Here is a 17,451-nt window from a genome sequence, read left to right as displayed (position 1 = left end):
ACGCCCGGCCGCACGGCAGTTGGGCGTTCCGGCCACGGTCGGCATGCCCGACATCCATGAGGAGAAGCGCAGATGGACCCCGTACTCGCCGATTTCGCCACCCGTCCCGCCGAGTTGCTGAACGCCGTCGTCCGCCACCACCGCTGTGTGATCGCCTCCTCGTACGTCGCGGTGGCGGCCGGCGGCCACCTCACGGTCGACTTCTCGGGGGACAGCGTGCAGGACGGCGCGGAGACCGTGCTGCGCCTCACGGTGCTCGGCGCGGCCGTCCCCCTGGACGTCGTGCTGAACGACGAGACGGTGACGGAGGGGTTCTCGCTGCCCGACGACGGGGACCCGGGCGGCGAGCGGGAATGCGTGCTGAGCCTGCCCGACAAGGCCGTCCGGCAGGGCGTGAACGTCCTCCGGATACGCAACGCGTGCGCGGGCGACGAGGGTGACAGCCTGCTCCGGATCCGTGCGATCACGGTGGACCCCGCCCGGTCGGCCGGTCGCGCGGAGCGTGCCCTCGCGGCGAGGACGGACGCGCGGTCCGTCCGGGTCTTCGCCACCGAGCGGCGCACTCTCGACGCGCCCGTCTGGCAGCCGGGACCGCGCCTGCTGTTCCACCTCGACGGAGGAGAGGGCGGGCCGTCCGGATCCGCCGGGTCCATCGGGTCCATCGGGTCCGCCGGGTCCGTCACCCGGCTGTCGTGGCGTACGACCGACGGGGCGGAGTCGGCCGTCGCGTTCCGCAGCGACCTGTCCGGCTTCCACGGCCATTTCCGGACCGGTGACGGCGCCATCGGCGAGCTGCGCGGCACGCTCACCGAGCGCCGGGCCGCCGCGGACGGCACGGCCGGCGTCCCCGGGCGGTACTTCGCCACCGAGGAGGAGCGCGACGGCGTGTGGCGGCCCGTCGGCCGGCTGTGCCTGCTGCTCGACGACGGCGGCGCGCCGGTGGAGCGGGTGACGTGGAGCGACCGCGGGGGCGACGCGACCTCGCTCACCCTGCGGACCGCGGTCACGGGGACGGCCGTCCCGTCGGCGACCGGCGAGCGGCGGGACGTCACCGGCAAGGTGTCCGAGGTGGTGGCCAGCGAGGAGTTCGAGGAGTGGGGCGAGGTCGCGGCCAACCTCCTGCGCAAGGCGAGCAACAAGTGGCTGGCCCACGAGGACACCGCCGACCTGGAGTTCACCTTCGAGGGCCCGGTCGCCGTCACCGCCTACCGCCTGACCTCCGCCAACGACTGCTCCGAGCGCGACCCGGCGGACTGGGTCCTGGAGGGCTCCCACGACGGCAGGGGCTGGGCACGGCTGGACGCGCGGGAGAACGAGGAGTTCGCCAGGCGCTTCGACACCCGGGAGTTCTCGTTCGCCAACTCCGTGGGCTACCGGCACTACCGGCTGCGCATCACCGCCAACTCAGGGGGGCACGAGACGCAGCTGTCCCGCGTGCAGTTCTTCGGCGCCGAGGCCGGTGACACGCCCGCGCGGCCCGGTGTCTGCGACTTCATCGGCTACCGGCAGCACGTCGGAGGGGAGCCCGTGGGCTACCGCGGAACGGACGTTCCCGCTCCCGGGCCCGTGTCCGCGCCGGGAGAGGAGAACGCCGCGCCCGAGGAGCAGCTGCTCGCCGCGGACTTCTCCACCACGGCCCAGGACCTGGAGAACGCGGCCCGCCTCCTGACCCGCCTGACCACCTACCTGCGCCCCTGACCCACCCCCCGGCCTCGCCGCCCCTGCCGCCACCCCCTGGCCGACCTGGGAAGAAACCACCGGCCGGGGCACCCCTCCCGGAGCCGCGGGAACGAGATCGTCCGCCTGCCTTCTTCTCGGTGGGGACGACGGACGATCTCCGACGGACGGGGGGATGGTAATGGTGTTCAAAGCGGGGAACCCGGGGAGGGCGAGCCGAAGGAGGCGCCCGATGGCCGACGACGACGAGTTCTACAGAAGCGATCGTCCGGATCACCCGAAGCTGCCCGAGGACCGTCCCCGAGGCGGAGGTCCCGAGGATTCCGGCCAGAGCCGCAAACCGACGTGGATGATCCTGGGTGCGGTCGTGGTCCTCATCGTGCTCCTGGCCCTCTTCATGATCTGACCGGCCGCGCGCGCAGCGTGGTGTGTCCGGGGCACCCCGCTACCGCTGGGGCAGCACCCGCTCCAGGAACGGCTCCACCGCGGCCCGCCAAGCCGCCGGCCGGTCGTAGTGCACGAGGTGCCCCGCCTCGGCCACCTCCGCATACTGCCCGTCGGGCAGCACCCGCACCATCTCCTGCGACTCCGCCCGCCCCAGCTCCCCGTCCAGCCCCCGCACGACCAGGGTCGGGCACCGCACCTGCGCCAGCTCCTCCCAGTGCGCGTCGTACACCCACGTCTCCCGCGACTTGAGCATCTGCTCGGGCTCGAAGACGGGCCGCCACCCGTCCTCGTACTCCGCCATGACCTCCGCGTAGAACTCCCCGCGCGAAGGATTCGGGCGCTCCACCCAGGGGTCGTCCTCGCCGAACCACTTCCGCACGTCCGCGAGCGTGGCGAACGGAACCGGCCAGGACTTGAACCAGTTCTCCCACTCGCGCTGCGAGGCGGCCCCGAGCGCCGAGGCCCGCATGTCGCAGATGACCAGCCCGCACACGAGGTCGGGACGCCTGGCCGCGAGCTGCCAGGCCGTCAGGGCGCCCATCGCGTGGCCGATGAGGACGGCCGGGGCGAGCCCCAGCTCTTCGAGCGCGGCCTCCGCGTCCTCGACGTACGCCCCGCGGGTGTACTCCGTCTCCGGCGGCTTCTCGCTCTGACCGTGGCCCCGCTGGTCGATCGCCACGGCCCGGTGCCGCTCGCCGAGCCAGCGGGCGGTGGACGCCCAGTGCGAGGCGCGCCCCATGAGCCCGTGCAGGAGGAGCACACCGGGCGCCCGCTCCGTCCCGCCGGCGCGCGGCCCGGCAGCCTTGGGAGGGTCGGCGAACTCCCAGGCGGCGAGGCGCACCCCGTCCGCACCGGTCACGTCGATGCGCCGCACCATACGCTGGCACCCCCATTGATCCGCCCGGCCGGTTCGTCCCGCACGAGCCCGCCGGTCCACTCGTACCGTTGGTCGTACCGCTCCGCTGCCTCTGCTGGTCGTTCCCGCGCTGGTCGTTCCCGCGTGGTCCGTGGTCGCTCTGCCACCCACACGCTATCGAATGCGTATTCGAAAACCCGCTCTCCGGCGGCAACACCCCTCTTTCGAGTGACGTCGTCCCAGGATTGGCCGCCGCTGACGAGGGGAGATCTCCAGCGGGGGGCGGGCCGCTCGGGGAAACCGGTCCGGAGGGAATGACCCTGGGAGCTCGGGGCTCCGGGTCAGCACGGGGGAGGACAGGCCCCGGCGCCGCACAGCGCCGGGGTCATCCTCATGTTCGCGGCACATCCTTGCGCCCCCTCCCCGACCGCGCGCCGGCGCCGCTGCCGTCACGGTCAAGAGCCCTCAGGTCATATGCCTCTCGCGACAGCCTTGCACGCGAACGGCCCGCCCGCTGCGATTCCGCACACTGAATCTTTGTTTCTGCGGCGCCGCGGAGGTGGGGCAACTGGGGCGTGTGGGACGGGAGTTGCCGGAGGGGTTCGGAGCCGGAAGCGACGGTCCCGAGGGGGCCTGGTCAGGGGTGGTCGCGGAGGCACGCGCTCCGGTGCGCCGCCGCGCGCGACCGTGCCTGATCGGATGGACGAAAAACCGCGGGACCGAGCCACCGATCAGCCGCCCCGGCGAAAACCGGCCCCGCGGCCGGTACGAACCTGTGCGCACAGCGCACACCACGCAGCGCACCCCACCGGACCCCCGAGCCCGCCGGGAGTACGGAGGTCACGCGACGCGCCCCCGACCCGCCGGAGTACGCCCGGCCCCACCGGAAGTCCCCGCCCCCACCGGGAGCCCCCGACCCGGCCGAGCCCACTCGGACCAGTCCACTCGCACCAGCCCGGACCGGCTCGGCCCCGCCCGGGCTCACCCGGGTCCACTCCACCGGGCCCGTTCGGGCGACCGGCCGCCTCGCCGGGAGGTCCGGCCCCGTCGCCGGTACCGGCGCTACCGCCGCTCCCCGACGGGGTCCTACCGCTTCGCCACGAACACGTGGGACGCCACGCCCGACTCCAGCTCGGCGGCCTCCCCGCCGCTGCCCACCAGCACCCCGCCCGCCGACTCCGTCACGCTCACGACCGAACCCGGCTGCACACCCGCCCGCCGCAGCGTGTACATCAGCTGCGCGTCCGTCTGGATCGGCTCGCCGATGCGGCGGACGACGACCGTCTTGCCGTCGAGACCGGGGTCCAGGTCGGCCAGCGACACCATGCCCGCGTCCAGGAAGGGGTCCGCCCCGTTCTCGCCCAGCTCCTCCAGGCCCGGGATCGGGTTCCCGTACGGCGACTCGGTCGGGTGGCGCAGCAGCTCCAGCACCCGGCGCTCGACCGCCTCGCTCATCACGTGCTCCCAGCGGCACGCCTCCGCGTGGACCTGCTCCCACTCCAGACCGATCACGTCGACGAGCAGGCACTCGGCGAGGCGGTGCTTGCGCATCACGCGCGTGGCCAGCCGGCGGCCCTCCTCGGTGAGTTCGAGGTGGCGGTCGCTCGCCACCGCCACGAGACCGTCGCGCTCCATGCGCGCCACGGTCTGGCTGACGGTCGGTCCGCTCTGGTCGAGACGCTCGGCGATCCGGGCGCGCATGGGGACCACACCTTCCTCCTCCAGCTCGAGGATGGTGCGGAGATACATCTCCGTGGTGTCGATCAGTCCGGACATACGTGCCCCTCGATTAGCTCTGCCGGAGGCTGATGGCTCACCGGCGTGTGCGCTGGCCCTGGCAACAATTCTGACGCATAGCACTGACAACCGTGCCGCGCGGTCGCGACCGGCTCCTGGCGAGTGCCCGGACCCATGCCCGCGGGGACGGCCGGGCCCGGCACCCGGCCGGGTGGAAAGGGGCCCTCACGACCCAGTGTCGCTCCTGCGGAGCGTATTGACACCGCGCTGGTCCAGACCGCAACGTGATCCGCGACACGACAGCGGAAGGGGCTTCGCGGATGAGCGACAGCAAGCTGGCCGGACAGTTCTTCGACGCCGCGATCGGCCTGCTCCAGCGGGTGCGGGACGAGGAGGCCCAGTCCGTCGAGGCCGCCGGTGCGATGATCGCGGACACGGTCGCGGACGGCGGGCGGCTCTTCGCCTTCGGCGCCGGGCACTCGTCGCTGCCCGCGCAGGACCTCGTCTACCGCGCGGGCAGCCTCGCGCTGATGAACCTGCTCACCGTGCCCGGCGCGGTCGGTGTCGATGTCATGCCCGCGACGCTCGGCTCGGCCCTGGAACGGGTCGAGGGCCTCGCGAGCGCGGTCCTCGGCGCCAGCCCGGCCCGCGCCGGCGACCTCCTGGTGATCGTCTCGCTCTCCGGGCGCAACGCCCTCCCCGTCGAGATGGCGATGAGCGCCCGCGCCCTCGGCCTCAAGGTCGTCGGGGTCACGTCGGTGGCGTACGCCACCGGGACGCGGTCGCGGCACGTGTCGGGGACGTACCTGAAGGACCACTGCGACGTCGTCCTCGACTCGAAGATCGCGCTCGGCGACGCGGAGCTCACCCTCGACACCATCCCGGCGCCCTTCGCCTCCGCCTCCACGGTCGTCACGTCGGCCCTCCTCCAGGCGGTCATGGCCACGGCGGCGGGCGCCCTCGCGGACCGCGGCCTCGAACCCCCGCTGCTCCGTTCCGGGAACGTGGACGGCGGCCTGGAGTGGAACGACCGCGTCTTCGAACAGTACGGCGACCGCATCTTCTACTGGCAGCGCTGAGCCCCGCACGGCGGGACCCGGCGGCGGAGGACCTCACGCCTCCCCGAGCACCGCCGCCAGGTCCAGCGCCGCCGCGATCCGGACGGCGACGTCCTCCGCGTACGTGGCGTCGGACCTCTCGAACTGCGTACGGCTGGCACCGCGCAGGAACGTGACGACGCCCAGCGTCCGCCCCCGGCTGCGCAGCACCACGCACAGCGCGTGCACGGAGTCCGCCGGCCACTGCCGCGCGACGGCCCACTCGCGGACCCGCTCCGGATCGGCCGCCCCCGCACTGGCCCGTACGGACCCGATCCGCTCCATGCACTGGAAGGCCGGGTGCCCCTCCGCGTACCGGACGGGCAGGCCGGCCCGCTCGCCGGGCAGGCTCGGGCCCGGCGCGCCGGAGGGCGTGGCCGCGCCCCGCACGAGCCGCACCGGCCCCTCGCCGTCGGGCACCGGCCCCCCGGCCACCCGGTCGATCAGCGCGTGGTCGGCGAACCCGGCCAGCGCGAAGTCGAGGTGGACGGACGCCGCCTCCGCGGGGTCCTCGCACTCGGCGGCGGCACGCGCGGCCCGGTGCAGCTGATTGGTCCTGAACCGCAGGAGCGCCGCCTCCTGCTCGGTCTGCTTGCTCTCGGTCACGTCCTGGAAGAGCCAGCCCACACCGAGCGGAACCGGTTCCTCCGCGAGCGGCGAGGAGAGCCGCAGGAAGCCGCTGCGCCAGCAGCGGCGCTGTTCGCCCTCCGCCGTCCGCAGGGTCACCCACATCTCGGCGGGCGCCGGGGGCGCACCCTCCGCCAGCACGTGGGTGAGCGCGCTCTCCAGTTCCTCGACGCCCTGGGCGAGCAGTTCGCCCAGCGGCCGCCCCAGCAGGGTCGTGCGGCCCGTGCCCAGCGCCCGTGCCGCGTGCGCGTTGACCACGGCGGGCCGCAGATCGGCGTCGACGAGGACGACACCCCAGGAGGCGTCGTCGAACAGCGCCTCGCTCAGGGCGATCGAGCGCTCCAGGTCGATCTGGGTGTGCACCTCGCTGAAGGCGCAGTACACCCCGGCCGGCTTCCCGTCGGGCCCCGGCACGGCGGCCGACTGGGTCCGTACGAGCACCCGGCCGCCTTCCTTGGTGAGCAGCGCGAACTCGTGGACCTGCCGCCCCGGGGCCTGCATCGCGGACAGCAGCCGGCTCTCGACCTCCTCGGCGTCCGCGGTCCGCACGGCCCAGCCGGCGAACCCGTGCCGTCCGACCGCCTCGGCCGCGGTCCAGCCGAGGATCCGCTCCGCCTCCCGGTTCCAGTGCGTCACCACCCCGTCGGCGTCGAACGCGCACAGCGCCGCGTCCATCCCGTCGAGCAGGGCGGCGAGCAGATCGGCACCGTCCCGCTCCGGCTCGTCCGGCCCGAGCTCGTCCGTCGTCCCGCTACGCCGCGAAGCACTCACCTGGCACCCCCTGCAGGCCGTGTCGGCGACTCCTGCGCGGTGTGCCCGCGCGTCTGTCCACACACTACGAATCACTCACTGGGAATCATTGAACTCGAACGTGACGCACCCCACATCTGGTTCCCGCAAGATTGCGGAAATCGTTGACCCGGTACCCCCTTACAAGATCGGTTCCCCGGCCGGTGCCGTCAACGCTTCGGCGCCCCGGAAAATCACTTGAGTGCCGTCCCGGCACTTCTTATGGTGGTCCCACGCCGAAAGGAGGTGATCGGGTACATGTCTGAAACCCGGACCAGCGAGGTGGCTGCGGGCTAGCGGCCCGTCACCACGCACAGTGCGGTGCCGGACCAGCGCGTGAGACGAGCGTGCGGCCGGCCCAATCCCGAGCAGTCACCCGACCCGCGTGCTCGCCGGTGAGTCCGGCCGGCTCCCTCCTCGGAGGGGACCAGAGCACGCGGGTCGTCTGCGTTCCCGCCCTCCCGCCCTCCCGGACACCTGTGCGGCGGCACCCCCCGGGGGCGCCGCCGCACAGATGTCCCGTGTGCCTCACGTCCTGTCGGGTCAGCCGGCGATGTCCCCGTACCCCTCGATCTCACGCGGGTCGCGGGTGCCGGGGCCGACGTAGCGCGCCGAGGGCCGTACGAGGCGGCCGGTGCGCTTCTGCTCCAGGATGTGCGCCGACCAGCCCGCGGTGCGGGCGCAGGTGAACATCGAGGTGAACATGTGGGCCGGGACCTCGGCGAAGTCGAGGACGATGGCGGCCCAGAACTCCACGTTCGTCGCCAGGACCCGGTCCGGGCGCCGGGCGTGCAGCTCCGCGAGGGCCGCCTTCTCCAGGGCCTCGGCGATCTCGAAGCGCGGGGCCCCGAGCTCGCGGGCGGTGCGGCGGAGCACCCGCGCGCGCGGGTCCTCGGCGCGGTACACCCGGTGGCCGAAGCCCATCAGCCGCTCGCCCTTGTCGAGGGCCCGCTTGACGAACGCCTCGGCGTCGCCGGTGCGTTCGATCTCCTCGATCATGCCGAGGACCCGCGAGGGGGCGCCGCCGTGCAGCGGGCCGGACATGGCGCCGACGGCGCCGGACAGGGCCGCCGCCACGTCCGCGCCGGTGGACGCGATGACCCGGGCGGTGAACGTGGACGCGTTCATGCCGTGCTCGGCCGCGCTGGTCCAGTAGGCGTCGACCGCCGCCACGTGCTTGGGGTCCGGCTCACCGCGCCAGCGGATCATGAAGCGCTCGACGACGGACCGCGCCTTGTCGATCTCCCGCTGCGGAACCATCGGCAGGCCCTGGCCGCGGGCGGACTGGGCGACGTACGAGAGGGCCATGACGGCGGCGCGGGCCAGGTCCGCGCGGGCCTGGTGCTCGTCGATGTCGAGGAGCGGTTTGAGGCCCCAGACGGGCGCGAGCATGGCGAGCGCGGACTGGACGTCCACGCGGATGTCGCCGGAGTGGACGGGGATCGGGAACGGCTCGGCGGGCGGCAGGCCGGGGTTGAAGGCTCCGTCGACGAGCAGTCCCCAGACGTTGCCGAAGGAGACGTGGCCGACCAGATCCTCGATGTCGACGCCCCGGTACCGGAGGGCGCCACCCTCCTTGTCCGGTTCGGCGATCTCCGTCTCGAAAGCGACGATTCCCTCGAGTCCGGGTACGAAGTCGGACATCAGGCGGCTCCTCGTGATGTGTGCGACGAATGGTGTGCGGAAGGTGCGGGAGGTGCGGGACGAGTAGTGGGTGGAGAGTGACGCGGCGTGCGGTGGGGGGTGATCGTCCGGTTACGCGGTCGCCTCTTGGACTCGCGGTCCGTACGTCACTGCGGTCATGCCCGTTCCGGCCGGCGGTCACCCCGCCGTCCCGGAAGCAGGACGATATCCCTTGGTGCCACCTTTGGGGAGGGTACGCGGCACTCAGTGCCACGCGGTGAGGAAATCCACGCCCGACCGACCGTCCCACGGCGTCCCCGCCGGCCCCGGCCGTACGGCAGGATGACCATGTGACCGACCGTGAACCCCTCCTCGACCCCGCGTCGATGCGCGAGCAGTACCGGGCCAAGGAGATCGACGAGACCGAGCTGGCCGACCGCCCCATGGAGCAGTTCGCGCGCTGGTTCACCCAGGTGGCGGCGCGGGGGGCGGTGCACGAACCGAACGCCATGGTCGTCTCCACGGCGGACGCCGGGGGGCGGCCGAGTTCGCGCACGGTGCTGCTGAAGCAGTACGACGAGCGGGGGTTCGTCTTCTTCACCAACTACGCGTCCCGCAAGGCGCGTGAGCTGGCGCAGAACCCGTACGTCTCGTTGCTCTTCCCCTGGCATCCGGTGGCCCGGCAGGTCATCGTCACGGGGACCGCGGCGCGGATCGGGCGGGACGAGACGGCGGCGTACTTCCGCACGCGGCCGCACGGTTCGCAGCTCGGGGCGTGGGCGAGCGACCAGTCCGCGGTGGTCTCCTCCCGGGAGGAGCTGGACGCGGCGTACGCGGAGCTGGTCGCGCGGTATCCCCCGGGGGAGCGGGTGCCCGTGCCGCCGGGGTGGGGCGGGTTCCGGGTCGTGCCCCGGACGGTCGAGTTCTGGCAGGGGCGGGAGAACCGCCTTCACGACCGCCTGAGATACGTACGGGCGGGAACCGGGAACGGGGCCGAGGGCGAACGCTGGCGGGTGGAACGGCTGAGCCCCTGAAAAAGCTCGCCGCCCACCCCGCTGGACGCCGCCCCGCCCCGGCGGCCCGCCCGCCGCGGGTCGCTAGCGGCGTGCGTCCCGTCCGCAGGCGTAGGCCAGTGGCGAGACCAGTTCCTCCGCGTCCGGCAGCCACCGGTTCGCAGGGGTCGGGCGGCAGGCCCACTGCACGGCCCCCCGCGCCCCGAACCGCGTGGGCGGCGCGACCACGTACCTGCCCTCCCCGAGCACCCGCAGGTCCAGGAGCGAGAGCGGCCACCCCAGCTTCCGCACGAGGTCCGGGACCTTCGACGCGGCGCCCGGGAGCACGAAGAACTGCATCCGCCGGTCCGGTGTGCACGTGACCGGCCCGAGCGTCAGCTCCATCCGCCTCATCCGCGCGAGCGCGAGGAACCCCGCGGTCTCGGGGACGTCGATCGCGTCGAACGTCAGCCCCGTCGGCAGCAGGATCGACGCCTGGGGCTGCTTCGCCCACAGCCGGCGGGCGACGGTCGCGCTGCCCGTCGCCACCGTCGCCCAGTCCTCGCGCGCCGGATGCGCGCCGGGTGCCGCGCACGCGTCCTCACCGCACGAGCAGCGCTGCAGACCGCCGACGGGGATCAGCCAGGTGCCGGGGAACACGTCCCAGTGGCGCTCCTCGGCATAGCGCACGGCGGTGTCCTGCAACGACTCGCCGCGCTGCTTCGGGAGCTGGGCGGTCTCGGTGCCTGCGATCGTCTCTTCCACGCCCAGCTCAACTCCCGCGTCCACCCATGGTTACGGCTCCCGCGGGCCCCGCGCGCGGGGGAGGAGCACCGATTCCATGCCCGGGGCGCATGGGTGCACGGGCGGGGGCGCGCACGGGAGGCGGCAGCGGGCGGTGGGTAGCCCTGTGAGGGGCGGGCGGAAGCCTTTACCCGGCAATCCTCGCATGTCTCGCATCTTCGGTATGTCCGCGGGGCATTGATCTTCGAGACCGGATCTCCCTCACCCCTCCACGGGGGCGGAGGTCCCGGTCACTGAGGGCTCATCGAATCGGTGCGCGTGGGCAGGCACCGCAGCCACAGGGGGTACGCCAATGGCCGCAAGGCCTCTCGTCGCGCGGCAGCCGAACGAACGACTGCAGGCGCTCATCCAGGAAGCGGGCTGTTCCAACGCCGGTCTGGCCCGCCGGGTCAACATGTGCGGCGCGGAGCACGGTCTCGACCTGCGCTACGACAAGACGTCCGTCGCCCGCTGGCTGCGCGGACAGCAGCCGCGGGGCCGGGCGCCCGCGATCATCGCCGAGGCGCTCGGCCGCAAGCTGGGCCGGACCGTCACGATCGACGAGATCGGCATGGCGAACGGCAAGAACCTCGCCTCCGGCGTGGGCCTGCAGTTCTCGCCCACGGTCCTCGGTGCGATCGAGCAGGTCTGCGAGCTGTGGCGCAGCGACGTGGGGCGGCGGGACTTCCTGTCCGGCTCGTCCGTCGCGGCCTCCGCGCTGGTCGAGCCGAGCCGGGACTGGCTCATCTCCTCGCCGGACGCGCAGGTCTCGCGCTCGGCCGGGCCGCGCGTCGGGCAGTCCGACGTGGCGGCGGTGACCGCGATGACCCAGGCGCTGGTCGACCTCGACCACCAGTACGGCAGCGGGCATGTCCGCCCGGTCGTCGTGCACTACCTGAACAGCGTCGTCTCGGGCCTGCTGGCGGGCTCGTACCGGGAGGCGGTGGGGCGCGAACTCTTCGCGGCGGTCGCACGGCTGACGGAGCTCGCCGGCTACATGGCGATCGACACCGGCCAGCCGGGGCTCGCGCAGCGCTACTACATCCAGGCGCTGCGGCTCGCCCAGGCGTCGGGCGACCGGGGGTACGGCGGATACGTGCTGGCCGCGTCCATGAGCCACCTGGCCGCGCAGCTCGGGAACCCCCGGGAGATCGCGCAGTTGGCGCGGGCGGCGCAGGAGGGGGCGCGCGGGCGCGTGACCCCGCGCGCGGAGTCGATGTTCCACGCCGCCGAGGCGCGGGGACATGCTCTGATGGGCGACGCGCGCTCCGCGCAGGCGGCGTCCGGCCGGGCCGTGGCGGCGCTGGAGCAGGCCGATCCGGAGTCCGGGGACGACCCGCGCTGGATCGCGCACTTCGACGAGGCGTACCTCGCCGACGAACTGGCGCACTGCCACCGGGACCTGGGGCAGTCCGAGGCGGCCGCGCGGTGCGCGGAGGAGTCCCTCGCCGGGCACCCCGAGTCGCGGGCCCGGCGGCGCGCGATCGGGTACGTGCTGCTGGCCACCGCGCAGGTGCAGCAGCGCGAGGTCGAGCAGGCGTGCCACACGGGCCTGCGCGCGGTGGAACTGCTCGGCACGCTGCGGTCGAACCGCGGCGCGGAGTACCTGGACGACTTCCAGCAGCGGCTGGAGCCGTACCGGGACGAGCCCGTGGTCCGGGAGTTCGGGGCGCGGATGGACCTCCAGGCGGCCGCCTAGGCGACGGTGTCGTCCGGGTCACTCCGGGACGGGTCACCCCGGGACGGTCACCTCGCGTCCCGTGGCCCGGACCCGACGTGATCCGGACGACATTTCCTCCGGCGTCCGGAGCGTTAACCGGGGCGTCCACGGCGTGAACTCGCGGGAAACACAGCGTACGTGGTGGAAAAAGACGTGAAAGAAGGGCTCGAACGGCGTTCCTGGGGGCGGTTTGTCACCGGCTGTCCCCGGTGGGGGGAGTCATGCCCTGTGCTGCGTGGCACCGGCCTGCGGAGACCCGGTAGCGTGAACCGACGATTCCGAAGGTCCCCCATGCGTAGGAGTCCCGGTGACGCACAACGGACAGGGCGACGAGCCCTCGGCGCGACCCGCGCGCGAAGGCATCGTGCTGCCGTCCGACGGCGGCGAGCCCCTCCTGCCGGGCCAGACCGGCGACCGCGCGGTCCCGGCGGGCGGCCAGGCATGGGACCGGCCGTGGGGTCCGCAGCCCGATCCGCAGACCTCCCAGGAGGCCGGGCAGGGCTGGGCGCCCGCGGACGAATGGGGCGGTGCGCACCAGGGGCAAGGCCAGGGTCAGGGCCAGGGCCAGGACGCGCAGATATCCAGCTGGAGCGCCTCGCCGCAGGGCGCGGGCGGCCCGGGAGCGCAGACCCAGGGCTGGGACGGTTCCGCGCAGGGACAGGGCGGACAGGGCGTACAGGGCCAGGCCCCGCAGTACACGGACCCCTCGGGCCGGTACGGGGCACAGGGCGCCGAGGACCAGTGGGGCGCCCAGCAGAGATCCGGCGGCGCGATACCCCAGGCACCTCAGGCACACCAGGCGCACGCCGACGAGGGCGCGACCCAGTTCCTGCCGCCCGTCGCGGCGGCCCCGCCCGCCGACGAGGGCGCCACACAGCTTCTTCCGCCGGTCGGCCCGGGCGCGCTGCCGCCCGAGATGCCCGCCGCGGGTACGCCGTCCGGCGCGACGTCCGCCGAGTCCACCCACTACCTCGGCCGCGTCCCCCGGGACGGCTCCGGACCGGTGCCGGGCGGGAACGGCGCGGGACCCCTGCCCCCGGCCGTGGACCCCGACGCCCAGCCGACGCAGTTCATGGCGCCGGTGCCCGCACAGCCGGACGCGAACGGCTACGGGGTACGCCCGGGGGGACCGGGCGGAGCGGGTGCACCGGGCGGGGCGGGCGGGCCGGAGGACCGGCAGCAGCCGCCCGCCGAGTTCGACAACCTCTTCCGGTCCGACGCCGCGGGCTCCACGCGGCAGCAGCCCCGGGCGGACCGGCCGCGGACCCGGTCGCAGGGGAGACGCCCGGGAAGCGCCTCACCGGAGTTCGGCACCGCGGCCGGCTTCGGCACGCCGTCCGGTCCCGGCACCCCCCGCGGCGCCGGTGCCCCGGCGGGCCCCGAGGGGCCGGGCGGCCGCGGCGGACACCGGGCCGGGGCGGACGGCGACCACGGCCGCGGCGGCCGGTCCCGTTCCCGCGTCCCCGTCATCGCCGCCGTCGGAGTGGGCATCGCCCTGCTCGGCATCGGCGCGGGCGCCCTGCTGAGCGGTGGCGGCGGTGGGGACGAGGACAAGGGCGACGGGAACACGACGGTGGCGGCGACCGCGTCCGCCACGGACGGCTCCTCCGGCTCCGCGTCGGTGGGACCGGCCGTGGCCCAGGCCGTGGCCCTGGACAAGCTCCTGGCGGACAGCGGCGCCAGCCGCGACTCGGTGGTCAAGGCCGTCGACGACGTGCGCAGGTGCACCAATCTCGGCCAGGCGGCCACCGACCTGCGCGACGCCGCCGAACAGCGCAACTCCCTGGTCACCCGGCTCGCGGGCCTGTCCGTCGACAAGCTCGACAACCACGCGGAGCTGACCGCCGCGCTCAACAGGGCGTGGAAGGCGTCCGCCGCGGCGGACACGCACTACGCCGCCTGGGCCGACCAGGCCGCGGGCAAGAAGGGCTGTCAGAAGGGCCAGGCCCGCTCCACGGACCGGACCGCCGCGGGCAACCGGGAGAGCGGCACCGCGACCACGCAGAAGGCCAGGGCCGCCAAGCTGTGGAACTCCATCGCCCACACCTACGGACTGACGGAGCGCCAGCCCGGCCAGCTGTGACGTGGTCAGGACGTGGTGTTCTCCAGGACCTTCGCCACGTTCACGAAGCCCCTGCGGTCACTGACCAGGCGGCCCCCGCGGACCACCTGGAAGGTCACGTCCGCGTTGGCCAGGCGCGGGAAGTCGCTCGTCGTGAGGAGGTCCTGGAAGTTCCAGCTCAGGGTCGGCGTCAGCCCGCCCGTGTCGATCCTCAGCCCGTCGTCCAGCGTGCGCCGCAGCGCCCGCGCGGACACCTCGCCGTCGCCCAGCGACTCGACGGCCTTCGTCAGGGCGGTGTACGCGACCCAGGTCGTCTGCACCCCGGGGTCGGCGGCGTCGATCCGGTTGTCGCCGAATGCCTCCTTCCGGATCACCTCGCGCATCGGCTCCCACCGCTCGTCGCCCGACGCCGGGTACCAGCCGGTGACGTACGCGCCCTCGTACGTACGGCCCGTCGCGTCGATCATCGACTGGTCGACGCTGCCCAGCACGGAGGCCGTGTGCACGGTCGGGTAGTCCTCGCGGGCCCGCCGGAACGAGTCCATGAAGGTGTCGGTGCGGTCGCCGAGCGCGGGGATCACGCACCCCTCCGCCCGCGGGTCCGCCGAGGACCGCTCCAGGGCCCGCCGGGCGTGCCCCGCGTACTCCGTGGCCTCCTCGGTGGCCCGCTGGTCGACGGAGGCCGCGTGGCCCGCCGCCGCCAGGCCGGAGTCGAGCAGCACGGGCAGTTCGTCGCCGGCGACCGTGTCGGGGCGGATGAGCGTGACCGGACCGCAGGTCCCGCCGAGCTGCCGCCCGAGGCCGGCCAGCAGGGAGGCCTGGCCGCCGTTGACCGGGTAGGAGAGCGGGCTGGTGAACTCGTCGTCCGTGACGCCGTAGCCGCCGAGGTACGGGATGCCGGCCCCCTCCAGCGGGGAGAAGAACGAGCGGGCGTGCTGGCTGTACGAACCGACGACCGCGACGGCGTCCTCCTCGACCGCGCGGCGGGCGCAGTTCGCGGCGGCCACCGTGTCGTTGCGGTCGTTGCAGGTGAGGACCTCCAGCCTGCGGCCGTCGATGCCGCCGTGGGAGTTGACCCAGCGCGCGTACGCCTTCGCCATGGCCGGCATGCCGGGCTTGTTGGTCGTCCTGGTCCTCTCCGGTGCCCACGTCATGACGGTGACGGTGCCGTCCTGCGCTCCCGCCGTGGTGCCGGGGACGACACCGCAGCCGGCCGCCGCGGACACGCACGCCGCCAGCGCGCCCGCGGACAGCACCCTTCCGGCCCTGGTGAGCGGGGAGCGGAGGGCGGGGAGGAAGGAACGGGTGGGTCGCCGGCCGGTCATGTATACGCACGATTCCGTCACATCCCTACGGCGGGTGCGACCCTCGGTCGACAGGTGGTGACAGGACGGTGAACAGCGGGGTGCGGAGCGGACCGGTCCGGCAGGAACGTACGATCGGTGACCGTGCAAGGTTCGGAGAACTCTTCCCGTCGCGGCCGTCGCTCGTCCACCATGGGCGGCATGCCACTGAACGACATGCCGTGGTGGCGCTGGCGCAGCAATGTGCGCTCCGCGCTGCACATGCTTTCCGACACCGAGTTCCAGCGGGGGATATGGCTCGCGGGGGTGGACGGATACGGGGACGTGACCGACGCCGTCTACCGCCTCGTCGAGGACACCTGGCTGGACAACTGGTCCGCGGAGAAGTACATCGGGACGATCTTCCGCGACTCGCAGGAGGCGGCGCTCGTCGACTCCGCGGTGCTGCGGGTGCTGCGGATCATGCACCAGGTCGGGCCCGACGCACCCGTCTCCGCGTACCTCGACCATCCGGGGTGGCCGGAGGCCGTACGGGCGGCCCGGGACGCACACGTACGGATGGCCGTGAGCGACGGGGAGGACGCGGACGTCCCGCCCCGCACGCTCGAAGTGCTCCGGATCATGACCCGGTCCGCCTGAGGCCCTGCTCTGGAGATCACGGGCGCAGCCCGGATCTCCAGGGGCGCGGGGAACTGCGCGGCCGACCCCCTACTCACCCGTAAGCGGGCAGGCAGACCCCGTCCGTCAGGCGGGACGCGTGGGACCGGGCGCGGGGTTTGTGGGAACCTGGCGGGCATGAACGAGCAGGCCGCGCCCGAGCAGTACGTCCTCACCCTCTCCTGCCCCGACAAGCAGGGCATCGTGCACGCGGTGTCGAGCTATCTCTTCATGACCGGGTGCAACATCGAGGACAGCCAGCAGTTCGGCGACCGGGACACGGGGCTGTTCTTCATGCGGGTCCACTTCTCGGCGGAGTCGCCGGTGACGGTGGAGAAGCTGCGGGCGAGCTTCGCGGCGATCGGTGACTCCTTCCAGATGGACTGGCGGATAAACCAGGCCGAGGACCGGATGCGGGTCGTGCTGATGGTCAGCCGGTTCGGGCACTGCCTGAACGACCTGCTGTTCCGGGCGCGCATCGGGGCGCTGCCGGTGGAGATCGTGGCGGTGGTGTCCAACCACACGGACTTCGCCGAGCTGGTGGCGTCGTACGGCGTGCCGTTCCGGCACATCCCGGTCACCAAGGACAACAAGCCGCAGGCCGAGGCGGAGCTGTTGCGGCTGGTGCGGGAGCAGGACGTGGAGCTGGTGGTGCTCGCGCGGTACATGCAGGTGCTCTCCGACGACCTGTGCAAGCAGCTGAGCGGGCGGATCATCAACATCCACCACTCGTTCCTGCCGAGCTTCAAGGGGGCGAAGCCGTACCACCAGGCACATGTGCGGGGAGTGAAGCTGATCGGCGCGACCGCGCACTACGTGACGGCCGACCTCGACGAGGGGCCGATCATCGAGCAGGAGGTCGAGCGGGTGGGGCACCAGGTCACCCCGGAGCAGCTCGTGGCCGTGGGGCGGGACGTGGAGTGCCAGGCGCTGGCGCGGGCCGTGAAGTGGCACGCGGAGCGGCGGATCCTGCTCAATGGGCGGCGGACCGTCGTTTTCGACTGACGGTTTCGGCCGACGGTGGGTTCGTGCGCCTGTGCGGTGCGTCGGCGCGAAGAAACAGGAAGCCACGGATTCCCG

At 73.4% G+C, this 17,451-nt stretch carries 14 protein-coding genes; 8 read left to right on the top strand and 6 right to left on the bottom strand.

Annotated elements, in window-relative coordinates:
* Positions 1-72 precede the first annotated feature (72 nt).
* Both KM933_RS02920 and KM933_RS02915 read left to right on the top strand, forming a co-directional pair.
* Positions 73-1,698: a discoidin domain-containing protein gene (locus KM933_RS02920; protein ID WP_221348177.1), complete on the top strand. Its 1,626-nt coding sequence runs from the start codon at positions 73-75 to the stop codon at positions 1,696-1,698.
* A 211-nt stretch (positions 1,699-1,909) separates the two neighbouring features.
* Positions 1,910-2,083 carry a hypothetical protein gene (locus tag KM933_RS02915; RefSeq protein ID WP_221348176.1) on the top strand — a complete coding sequence of 58 codons (174 nt, stop codon included), beginning with the start codon at positions 1,910-1,912 and terminating at the stop codon, positions 2,081-2,083.
* A 39-nt stretch (positions 2,084-2,122) separates the two neighbouring features.
* Here KM933_RS02915 and KM933_RS02910 read toward each other — a convergent pair whose 3' ends face one another.
* Together KM933_RS02910 and KM933_RS02905 are read right to left on the bottom strand one after the other, a co-directional pair.
* Positions 2,123-3,001, bottom strand: a complete 879-nt coding sequence (locus tag KM933_RS02910; RefSeq protein WP_221348175.1) for an alpha/beta fold hydrolase — start codon at positions 2,999-3,001, stop codon at positions 2,123-2,125.
* 1,065 nt (positions 3,002-4,066) lie between these two features.
* Positions 4,067-4,756: an iron-dependent transcriptional repressor DtxR gene (locus KM933_RS02905; protein ID WP_149509265.1), complete on the bottom strand. Its 690-nt coding sequence runs from the start codon at positions 4,754-4,756 to the stop codon at positions 4,067-4,069.
* Positions 4,757-5,037: 281 nt separating this feature from the next.
* Here KM933_RS02905 and KM933_RS02900 point away from each other — a divergent pair, with 281 nt between their 5' ends.
* Positions 5,038-5,796: an SIS domain-containing protein gene (locus KM933_RS02900; protein WP_221348174.1), complete on the top strand. Its 759-nt coding sequence runs from the start codon at positions 5,038-5,040 to the stop codon at positions 5,794-5,796.
* A gap of 33 nt (positions 5,797-5,829) precedes the next feature.
* Here the strand turns inward: KM933_RS02900 and KM933_RS02895 are convergent, their stop codons facing one another.
* Entirely contained in the window at positions 5,830-7,212 is a 1,383-nt protein-coding gene (locus KM933_RS02895) for a PAS domain-containing protein (RefSeq protein ID WP_221348173.1), read from the bottom strand.
* A gap of 561 nt (positions 7,213-7,773) precedes the next feature.
* A complete protein-coding gene (locus KM933_RS02890; protein WP_221348172.1) occupies positions 7,774-8,874 on the bottom strand; it encodes a citrate synthase 2 in 1,101 nt (366 codons plus the stop codon).
* 329 nt (positions 8,875-9,203) lie between these two features.
* Between KM933_RS02890 and pdxH the strand changes: the two genes are divergently transcribed.
* Positions 9,204-9,887: a pyridoxamine 5'-phosphate oxidase gene (gene pdxH, locus KM933_RS02885; RefSeq protein WP_308013232.1), complete on the top strand. Its 684-nt coding sequence runs from the start codon at positions 9,204-9,206 to the stop codon at positions 9,885-9,887.
* A 63-nt stretch (positions 9,888-9,950) separates the two neighbouring features.
* On the opposite strand, the gene KM933_RS02880 is transcribed toward pdxH, so the two are convergent.
* Entirely contained in the window at positions 9,951-10,610 is a 660-nt protein-coding gene (locus tag KM933_RS02880; protein WP_221348171.1) for a bifunctional DNA primase/polymerase, read from the bottom strand.
* Between the two features lie 331 nt (positions 10,611-10,941).
* Between KM933_RS02880 and KM933_RS02875 the strand changes: the two genes are divergently transcribed.
* Positions 10,942-12,327 (top strand): NsdA family TPR-like regulatory protein, encoded by a 1,386-nt coding sequence (locus KM933_RS02875; RefSeq protein WP_221348170.1) that lies wholly within the window; start codon positions 10,942-10,944, stop codon positions 12,325-12,327.
* 328 nt (positions 12,328-12,655) lie between these two features.
* The gene (locus KM933_RS02870; protein ID WP_221348169.1) at positions 12,656-14,431 is read left to right on the top strand and encodes a hypothetical protein; all 1,776 of its coding nucleotides are present in this window, start codon (positions 12,656-12,658) and stop codon (positions 14,429-14,431) included.
* A gap of 5 nt (positions 14,432-14,436) precedes the next feature.
* Here KM933_RS02870 and KM933_RS02865 read toward each other — a convergent pair whose 3' ends face one another.
* Complete coding sequence (locus KM933_RS02865; protein WP_221348168.1) at positions 14,437-15,735, bottom strand: ABC transporter substrate-binding protein; 1,299 nt, start codon at positions 15,733-15,735, stop codon at positions 14,437-14,439.
* Positions 15,736-15,852: 117 nt separating this feature from the next.
* On the opposite strand from KM933_RS02865, the gene KM933_RS02860 reads away from it, so the two are divergent.
* Together KM933_RS02860 and purU are read left to right on the top strand one after the other, a co-directional pair.
* Positions 15,853-16,353, top strand: coding sequence for an SCO4402 family protein (locus KM933_RS02860; RefSeq protein WP_173895191.1), 501 nt, complete (start codon positions 15,853-15,855; stop codon positions 16,351-16,353).
* A 156-nt stretch (positions 16,354-16,509) separates the two neighbouring features.
* Positions 16,510-17,376 carry a formyltetrahydrofolate deformylase gene (purU, locus tag KM933_RS02855; RefSeq protein ID WP_221348167.1) on the top strand — a complete coding sequence of 289 codons (867 nt, stop codon included), beginning with the start codon at positions 16,510-16,512 and terminating at the stop codon, positions 17,374-17,376.
* The last annotated feature ends 75 nt before the right edge of the window (positions 17,377-17,451 follow it).

It is taken from the genome of Streptomyces beigongshangae, from assembly GCF_019710745.1.
Classification (GTDB): domain Bacteria; phylum Actinomycetota; class Actinomycetes; order Streptomycetales; family Streptomycetaceae; genus Streptomyces; species Streptomyces beigongshangae.
Note: the sequence above shows the minus strand (reverse complement) of the source record. Positions and strands in the feature narration are given on the sequence as shown.

Bases quoted from the DNA above. Each gene is read 5' to 3' on its own strand.
- KM933_RS02920 (WP_221348177.1), top strand. From the start codon at position 73: ATGGACCCCGTACTCGCCGATTTCGCCACCCGTCCCGCCGAGTTGCTG.
- KM933_RS02915 (WP_221348176.1), top strand. From the start codon at position 1,910: ATGGCCGACGACGACGAGTTCTACAGAAGCGATCGTCCGGATCACCCG.
- KM933_RS02910 (WP_221348175.1), bottom strand. From the start codon at position 3,001: ATGGTGCGGCGCATCGACGTGACCGGTGCGGACGGGGTGCGCCTCGCC.
- KM933_RS02905 (WP_149509265.1), bottom strand. From the start codon at position 4,756: ATGTCCGGACTGATCGACACCACGGAGATGTATCTCCGCACCATCCTC.
- KM933_RS02900 (WP_221348174.1), top strand. From the start codon at position 5,038: ATGAGCGACAGCAAGCTGGCCGGACAGTTCTTCGACGCCGCGATCGGC.
- KM933_RS02890 (WP_221348172.1), bottom strand. From the start codon at position 8,874: ATGTCCGACTTCGTACCCGGACTCGAGGGAATCGTCGCTTTCGAGACG.
- KM933_RS02875 (WP_221348170.1), top strand. From the start codon at position 10,942: ATGGCCGCAAGGCCTCTCGTCGCGCGGCAGCCGAACGAACGACTGCAG.
- KM933_RS02865 (WP_221348168.1), bottom strand. From the start codon at position 15,735: ATGACCGGCCGGCGACCCACCCGTTCCTTCCTCCCCGCCCTCCGCTCC.
- purU (WP_221348167.1), top strand. From the start codon at position 16,510: ATGAACGAGCAGGCCGCGCCCGAGCAGTACGTCCTCACCCTCTCCTGC.